The sequence below is a fragment of the Calidithermus roseus genome, from assembly GCF_003574095.1.
GTDB lineage: Bacteria > Deinococcota > Deinococci > Deinococcales > Thermaceae > Calidithermus > Calidithermus roseus.
This window is the reverse complement of record NZ_QWLA01000114.1, coordinates 1-6468: the sequence shown is the minus strand read 5'-3', so window position 1 is coordinate 6468 and position 6468 is coordinate 1. Positions and strand designations below refer to the sequence as shown.

General features: G+C 64.4%; 10 protein-coding genes and 1 rRNA gene. 3 read left to right on the top strand and 8 right to left on the bottom strand.

Annotated features, from left to right (window positions below):
* Together Mrose_RS17435 and Mrose_RS17430 are read left to right on the top strand one after the other, a co-directional pair.
* A 16S ribosomal RNA gene (locus Mrose_RS17435) occupies positions 1–118 on the top strand; the annotation flags it as partial.
* Between the two features lie 266 nt (positions 119–384).
* On the top strand, positions 385–840 hold the full coding sequence (locus Mrose_RS17430) for an NUDIX hydrolase (RefSeq protein ID WP_119280435.1): 456 nt from the start codon (positions 385–387) through the stop codon (positions 838–840).
* On the opposite strand, the gene Mrose_RS17425 is transcribed toward Mrose_RS17430, so the two are convergent.
* Positions 830–2053 (bottom strand): hypothetical protein, encoded by a 1224-nt coding sequence (locus tag Mrose_RS17425; protein ID WP_119280433.1) that lies wholly within the window; start codon positions 2051–2053, stop codon positions 830–832. The two genes, Mrose_RS17430 and Mrose_RS17425, sit on opposite strands and share 11 nt — an antisense overlap.
* A gap of 126 nt (positions 2054–2179) precedes the next feature.
* Between Mrose_RS17425 and Mrose_RS17420 the strand changes: the two genes are divergently transcribed.
* Positions 2180–2413 carry a galactosyldiacylglycerol synthase gene (locus Mrose_RS17420; RefSeq protein WP_119280431.1) on the top strand — a complete coding sequence of 78 codons (234 nt, stop codon included), beginning with the start codon at positions 2180–2182 and terminating at the stop codon, positions 2411–2413.
* Between the two features lie 3 nt (positions 2414–2416).
* Here Mrose_RS17420 and Mrose_RS17415 read toward each other — a convergent pair whose 3' ends face one another.
* From Mrose_RS17415 to infC, 7 genes are all read right to left on the bottom strand, one after another.
* Positions 2417–2851 carry a hypothetical protein gene (locus Mrose_RS17415; RefSeq protein WP_119280429.1) on the bottom strand — a complete coding sequence of 145 codons (435 nt, stop codon included), beginning with the start codon at positions 2849–2851 and terminating at the stop codon, positions 2417–2419.
* A 52-nt stretch (positions 2852–2903) separates the two neighbouring features.
* The gene (locus Mrose_RS17410; RefSeq protein ID WP_119280427.1) at positions 2904–3206 is read right to left on the bottom strand and encodes a P-II family nitrogen regulator; all 303 of its coding nucleotides are present in this window, start codon (positions 3204–3206) and stop codon (positions 2904–2906) included.
* A 2-nt stretch (positions 3207–3208) separates the two neighbouring features.
* Positions 3209–4177: a sodium-dependent bicarbonate transport family permease gene (locus tag Mrose_RS17405; protein WP_119280426.1), complete on the bottom strand. Its 969-nt coding sequence runs from the start codon at positions 4175–4177 to the stop codon at positions 3209–3211.
* Positions 4178–4183: 6 nt separating this feature from the next.
* Positions 4184–4597, bottom strand: a complete 414-nt coding sequence (locus tag Mrose_RS17400) for an acyl-CoA thioesterase (RefSeq protein WP_119280424.1) — start codon at positions 4595–4597, stop codon at positions 4184–4186.
* 339 nt (positions 4598–4936) lie between these two features.
* Positions 4937–5284: a 50S ribosomal protein L20 gene (gene rplT / locus Mrose_RS17395; RefSeq protein ID WP_119280422.1), complete on the bottom strand. Its 348-nt coding sequence runs from the start codon at positions 5282–5284 to the stop codon at positions 4937–4939.
* On the bottom strand, positions 5284–5484 hold the full coding sequence (gene rpmI / locus Mrose_RS17390; RefSeq protein ID WP_119280420.1) for a 50S ribosomal protein L35: 201 nt from the start codon (positions 5482–5484) through the stop codon (positions 5284–5286). Before rpmI ends, rplT begins: the two co-directional genes overlap by 1 nt.
* A gap of 226 nt (positions 5485–5710) precedes the next feature.
* Positions 5711–6265, bottom strand: coding sequence for a translation initiation factor IF-3 (infC, locus tag Mrose_RS17385; protein ID WP_119280418.1), 555 nt, complete (start codon positions 6263–6265; stop codon positions 5711–5713).
* Between the last annotated feature and the right edge of the window lie 203 nt (positions 6266–6468).

Here is a 6468-nt window from a genome sequence, read left to right as displayed (position 1 = left end):
GTGGGTTCTGCCTGAAGTCGCCGGTAGCCTTGGGCAGGCGCCGAGGGCCGGGCTCATGACTGGGGCTAAGTCGTAACAAGGTAGCTGTACCGGAAGGTGCGGCTGGATCACCTCCTTTCTAAGGAGTTTCTCGTCCCCTCACGGGGAACCATCCTGAAACTCAAATCTCTGGCTACTGACCCTCTCTTCTCAAAGTTTCGATCCCTAAAGGACGCCCAAGGGCGTCCTTTTTTAGTGCAATCCTCCGTGAACCTCGAGTATGTGGGGATATACACCCCCAGACCCCCTCGCGAGGCTTACACTGAAGGGAAGAAGGTTTTGCCCATGCATTTCACTACCTCCTCGAGACGTCGTCGCAAAGCCAAAAAACCTCCTGCCCATACCATGGCCAAACGCCGGGTGGTGTCGGCAGGGGGAGTGGTATTGCGAAGCAACGAGGGCGTACTCGAGGCCCTGCTTATCGCAATCAAGGAGGGTCGCATGTGGAGCTTGCCCAAGGGGCAGGTCGAGCAGGGCGAACGCTACCCCCAGACCGCGGTGCGCGAGGTGCGCGAGGAAACCGGTATCGAGGCGCGGGTATTGGCCCCTCTGGGCAGCATTCGCTACCACTTCACCGTCAAGGACGATGCTACGCCGGTTACGGTGACCAAGGAAGTCCACCACTTTCTGATGAAGTATGTATCTGGGCAGCCCCGGCCTCAGAAAGAAGAGGTGGATGATGCGGCGTGGTTCCCAGTGGCTGAAGCCATCACCCGATTGTCACACCAAAACGAACGAGACGTATTGCTCAAGGCCCTGGCCCGCTGGGAGATGGGGGCGAAGGTCTCCCCTACTTCTTAACCTGCACCAACCCTCCCCCGCCGCCGCGCTCGAGCGCCTTACTAGCAGCGAGATTGGCTTGTTGCCACAATTCCTCGGCGGAGGCGGCCTGATCGGGAAACACCGCAACCCCCAGCGCCGGGAGCTTACCCATGACGATTTGCAGACGGGCCACGATGCGCTCCGCGGCTTTCGCGGCCCCGCCCGGCGTGCGCATGGTGGACAGGAGCAACAGAAAATCCTCCGGACTGGCCTCGATGGCTGCGTCGGATTGGCGCAACGAACGCCGTAGCACGTCGAGCACACGGGCTCTTTGAACCTCGGTCAGGTTGGGGCTTTTGAACCAGATCAGCCCTACTGGGTGAGCCTGTAGACGCGCCTGGGCAACCGCCTGCTCGAGGTAGCGCTTGAAGGCTTCGAGCGAGGCCGGCTGATGGGCCTGGGTCAGGCTCGCCGCCACGTGAGGCCGCAGGGCTTCGGCGAGCTGGAGGGCGATGAGCTGGTCGAGCTCATTCCAGGGCTGGGGCTCCCGTCGCTCGAGCCAGAGAATGGCGCCCACCTCGCGCTCAGGCCGGATGGGTACTTGCAGCAAAGCACCGAAGTACCAGGCTTCGCTGATCGAGCGCAAAGCGGTTGCGCGGGCATCGGCCTGGACATCGTGAACCGGCAATACCAGGCACTGCTCGAGAAACTCCAGGTAGCCGCGCCGATCCAGCACACCGGGCTCGAGCAATTTGGGCACCCTCGCCGCCAGGGAGTAGCTGCTGGTGGCAGGGTCGTGCAACCACAGGCTCAACCCCTGGATGTCCAGCCGCTCGTGCGCCAGCGTAGCCAGTTGTGAGAGGGCCGGCTGAAGGCCCTCGAGTGGCTCATGCAAAAGCCGAACAAGCTTCCGCTGCCACGGGTTGACTTCTGGCTGAAAAACCTGAGCCCCACTTGGGCTGGGAAGGCGGGTCAGGGTTTCCACCAGTGCGCGTTTGCCCGCGTCCTTGAGGGTGAAACTGCGCGCGCCTACGTGGAGGAGCGGCGGAGACCAGCGCACGCCGTTGCTGCTCCAGCCCCGCCCACTGCTGATGTGCTGAATCAGCAACTCGAACTCCGACAGCGGCAGCACCACCCCGGCAAAACCACCCAAGCGGATGGCGATGCGGCCCTCGAGTTCACAGTACTCCACGATTAAATTGCTGCCCTCGATGGAGAGGGGAGCCAGGAGTTGCCAGTCCCGCTCGTACATTGGCTCCCATTGTGCCCGATTTGTTGGAAGAACCAAGCGGAATATGCACCAGCTTTTAGCCAGGCAAGCGGCGGCTATACTCTAAGCAGCCCAGATGAGGGAAAATCAAACGGAGGGCTCTTAGCCATGGTTCAACTGTTCGACGCCGCGAGTGGGGCTAGCCTAGGAAGCATCAGCGAGGAGCAGCTTCAGTTCATGCTCGATCAGCTCGAGGAGGAGGCCGCCGGCGACCAGGACTACTACGTCAACCGGGCCACCCTGGAGTACTTCGCCGAGCAAGGGGCCGACCCGGCGCTGCTCGAGCTGCTGCGCCGGGCGCTGGGTGAGCGCGAGGAGATGGACCTGCGCTGGTCGCGCTAGGACTTATTCGAAGGGGTCTTTGGCGCTGGCCTTTTCCTCAGGGATGAAGCCGCTGAAGGCATAGACTTCTTCCCCACCGTCGGTCAGGTGCAATTCGGCCAAGCCCTGGCGCACCAGGGTTTTCATGACCTCTTTGGCCTGAGGGACGGGCATCTTGCAGTGCAGCACCACCTCGGCCAGGGTGAGCCTGCCCTGCATGCGCTGGGCGAGCTCGAGCACCCGCTGTTCGGGCGAGAGGGCCGCGGCCCCCGCGGGTTTGCTCACCGCCAGCCGATAACCCAGGTAGCCCACGACGGTAAAGAACACCGCCAGCCCCGCGACGACCCCTGGCTCCACGTCCTCAGCGGCGGAGCCGTCGAGCAGGTCGCCGATGGCCGCCAACACGAAGAAGCCGCTGAATGCGACCACGATCCAGCCGACCAAAGCGAGGGGACGCATCCTCAGATTATAGTGCGCCCGGCCCAAGCGGGAGGCTCAGATACCCGCCGCTTCAGGTGTACTTCTCGCCCCGCAACACCTCGACGGTCTGGGTGAAAGCGATCACCGCGTAGCTGGGGAAGTAGACCTCGGCCAGGCGCTCGAGGATGCGCTCGGCCACCTGCGGGCTCGCCACCACCTCCAGCCGCACGTTGCCCCCTTCCCACTCGCTCGCGCGCACCCCCCGGCTGCCCTCGCCACGGGCCGGGCTCAGGGTGTACCCACTGGCCCCCAGCTTCTTGACCTCGCGGACGAGCTTTTCCTCGAGAAAAGCCTCGGCGATGATGGTGACGAGTTTGAGCGGCACGGTCTGCATGGCTAGCCTCCGTGGAACAAGCGCGAGAGCGCGAAGTAGAGCGGGATGCCTAGGGTGAGGTTGAAGGGGAAGGTGATGCCCAGCGCGGCGGTGAGGTAATAGCTGGGGTTGGCCTGCGGCAGGGCGATGCGCACCGCCGCCGGGGCGGCGATGTAGGAGGCGCTGGCCGCCATGGTTCCCAGCACCGTGGCCCCGCCCAGCGACAGCCCGGCCCAACTGCCCAGGCAGACCCCCAAAGCCCCCTGCAACACCGGCATCAGCAGGCCGAAGGCCACTAAGAATCCCCCCGCCTTGCGCAGGTCGCGCAGCCGCTTGGCCGCCACCATCCCCATCTCGAGCAAGAACAGCACCAGCACCCCCTTGAAGGGCTCGACGAAGAGCGGGGCCACCTGCTCGAGCCCCTGCTTGCCCGAGAAAAAGCCGATCACCAGCCCCCCTACCAGCAACAGGATGCTCTTACCCGAGAAGACCTCACGGATGGCCTCGCCCAGGGTCTCGGCCCCGCCCAGGCGTTGACGGGCGATGAGCAGGGCGATGACGATGGCGGGGACCTCGAGGATCGCCACCAGGGTGGGCATGAAGCCCTCGTAGGGGATTCCCACGGCCTGGAGGAAGGTGAGGCAGGCGATGAAGGTCACGGCGGAGACCGAGCCGTAGTGCGCGGCTATCGCCGCGGCGTCGGCTACGTCGAAGCGCCCCAGCCGCCGCAGGACGGCGTAAGCCAGAAGCGGGGTCACGACGCCCAGCCCCAGCGTCACCAGCGCCGGCTTCCAGAAGGCCGCCAGCGGGGTGATGGAGAGCTCGGCCCCGCCCTTGAGCCCGATCGCCAGCAGCAGGTAGATGGAGAGGGCGGTGTAGAGGGCCTCGGGGATCTTGAGGTCGCTATGCACCAGCGTAGCCACGATGCCCAGCGCGAAGGCCAGCACCATCGGCGAGAGCAGGTTGAGTCGTACGAGTTCGAGGGTTTCCATAGACGTTCAGAGCAGGCCGAAAGCCTCGAGCACCGCCTGCGGCACGTTCTTTGGCCGGCCACGTTCCGCGTCCAGCCACACCCAGTCGGTCTCGACCTCCACCAGCAAGGCCTGGTCGCCCGCCCGGCGCACCTCGTTATGGCGGGTGGCGCGGAAGCCGCTGAAGGCGGTAATGCGGGTGGAGACCTCGAGCTCCTCCCCCAGCAGCGCCGAGCGGTGGTAGGTGATGACGTGGCGGCGCACCACCGGGATCACCCCCAACCCCTTGAGCACCGCGAAGCCCATCCCCACCCGCTCGGCGTGGGCCTTGACCGCCTGCTCGATATAGCGCAGGTAGACGGTATTGTTGACGTGCTCGAGCTCGTCGATGTCCTCGGGAACGACCCGGATGCGCAAGATGTGCCGATCGCGGAAGTTCATGCCTGAGTTTATTGCTCCAGGTCCCGCGAACGGAGCGCCCCTCACCGGGCTCGAGCCGGGCAGGGACGCCCGGGACGGAGCCAAAGCCGCAACGGTTGAGCCCGAGACGGGGCGGAGGGGCCTGAGCGGCGCCCGAGCCCGTGCCGTAGAAGTCGGGAAGGTCTTCGTCATCCGGAGCAGTCTAGGCAAAACCCGGCAGCGATAGGGTAGCTTGCGTTCCGGTCCCTTCCGGCTATACTGCCCTACAATCCGGGGTGTATCAGCTCGAGAAAGCGGCGATGCCAGGAAAAAAGGATCAGGGGCGCAGCGTGCTGCGCCCCTGCGGTTTTCAGCTGGCGGTTAAGCTTTGGCCTTCTCGACGAGCGCGGCGAAGACCTCGGGGTTGCGCACCGCGAGGTCGGCGAGGATCTTGCGGTCGAGTTCGATGCCAGCCTTCTTGAGGCCGCCCATGAATACCGAGTAGCTCAGACCGTGCTGGCGGGCGGCGGCGTTGATGCGCACGATCCACAGGCGGCGCATGTCGCCCTTGCGCTCGCGGCGGTCGTTGAAGGAGCGCATGGCCCCGCTGAACAGGGTCTCGCGGGCCTTGCGAACGCTCTTGGAGCGCAGGCCCCAGAAGCCCTTGGCCAGCTTGAGGATCTTCTTGTGCTTGCGACGGCGGACGACACCGGTCTTAGCGCGCGGCATTAACCCTCACCCCTCAGCAGTTCGATCATGCGGCGAGCGTCACCCTCGGCCAGGGTGAAGCTGCGGCCCTTGGTGCGGATGGAGGAACCGGACTTGTGGTAGTTGAGGTGGCGCTTGCCGGGCTTCTTGGCAATCACCTTGCCAGTGGCCGTGATCTTGACGCGGCCCTTGGCGCCCTTGTGGGTCTTCATCTTCGGCATCGTGCTTCTCCTTGTCTTCCGGCGGAGTTCGCCGGGCCGCGGCTGCGGCTATAACGGCTGCCTCGAGCGCCCGCGAGGGGTCTTGATGGCTCGGCAGCCTTGCGAGTATAGCACCGAGCGGGCCCCTCGGCCAAGCCCTCGAGCCTTCTTGCCGCTCTAGCACGACAAAACAGGCCGGGCATTGGCTCGGCCTGGGGTTTAGCACGGTTAGCGGTGAGCTATCTCCCTAGCCGCTGTGGGGGTTGGAAACCTGGGTCTGGGGCTGGGGCGAGGGCTTGGAACCTGGGGCCATGACCATGTTCATGTCGCGGCCCAGCATCTCCGGGCGCATCTCCACGAAGCCGATGCCCTCCAGATCCTTGGCGACCCGTTCCAGGAGCTTGTAGCCCAGCTCGGGGTGGGCCATCTCACGACCACGGAACATGATGGTGATCTTGACCTTGTGGCCTTCCTCGAGAAAGCGCCGCACGTGCCCGACCTTCACGTTGTAATCGTGGGTGTCAATCTTGGGGCGCAGCTTGATGCTCTTGACCTCGGTACGTTTGGCCTTCTTGCGGGCTTCCTTCTCGGCCTGCTGCTGCTCATAGCGCCACTTGCCGTAGTCCAAGAGCCGGGCCACCGGCGGCACCGCCGTGGGCGAAACCAGCACCAGGTCGTACTCGCGCTCCCTGGCCATCTGCAAGGCCTCGCGGGTATCCACGATGCCCACCTGCGTACCGTTTTCGTCGATCAGACGAACCTGCCGCACTCGAATCCGCTCGTTGATTGGAACGTCCCTTATACGTCACCTCCGGGCATACGCCCTGCCCTCGAGTCTACCACGCTGCTGAAGGGCAGAGGGCGGAAAAGTTGGAAAGGGGTGTGTCCCAAAAACAACCCAATAGCCTAGACTGAGGCATGAGCCCACTACAAGAGCGGTTGATGGCGCTGATTGGGGAAGCGGAAGCGAAGGGTAAGGGGATGAAACTGGCCCAGCTGGAGCAG

Bases quoted from the DNA above. Each gene is read 5' to 3' on its own strand.
- Mrose_RS17400 (WP_119280424.1), bottom strand. From the start codon at position 4,597: ATGAACTTCCGCGATCGGCACATCTTGCGCATCCGGGTCGTTCCCGAG.
- Mrose_RS17420 (WP_119280431.1), top strand. From the start codon at position 2,180: ATGGTTCAACTGTTCGACGCCGCGAGTGGGGCTAGCCTAGGAAGCATC.
- Mrose_RS17405 (WP_119280426.1), bottom strand. From the start codon at position 4,177: ATGGAAACCCTCGAACTCGTACGACTCAACCTGCTCTCGCCGATGGTG.
- Mrose_RS17415 (WP_119280429.1), bottom strand. From the start codon at position 2,851: ATGCGTCCCCTCGCTTTGGTCGGCTGGATCGTGGTCGCATTCAGCGGC.
- rplT (WP_119280422.1), bottom strand. From the start codon at position 5,284: ATGCCGCGCGCTAAGACCGGTGTCGTCCGCCGTCGCAAGCACAAGAAG.
- Mrose_RS17430 (WP_119280435.1), top strand. From the start codon at position 385: ATGGCCAAACGCCGGGTGGTGTCGGCAGGGGGAGTGGTATTGCGAAGC.
- rpmI (WP_119280420.1), bottom strand. From the start codon at position 5,484: ATGCCGAAGATGAAGACCCACAAGGGCGCCAAGGGCCGCGTCAAGATC.
- Mrose_RS17425 (WP_119280433.1), bottom strand. From the start codon at position 2,053: ATGTACGAGCGGGACTGGCAACTCCTGGCTCCCCTCTCCATCGAGGGC.
- Mrose_RS17410 (WP_119280427.1), bottom strand. From the start codon at position 3,206: ATGCAGACCGTGCCGCTCAAACTCGTCACCATCATCGCCGAGGCTTTT.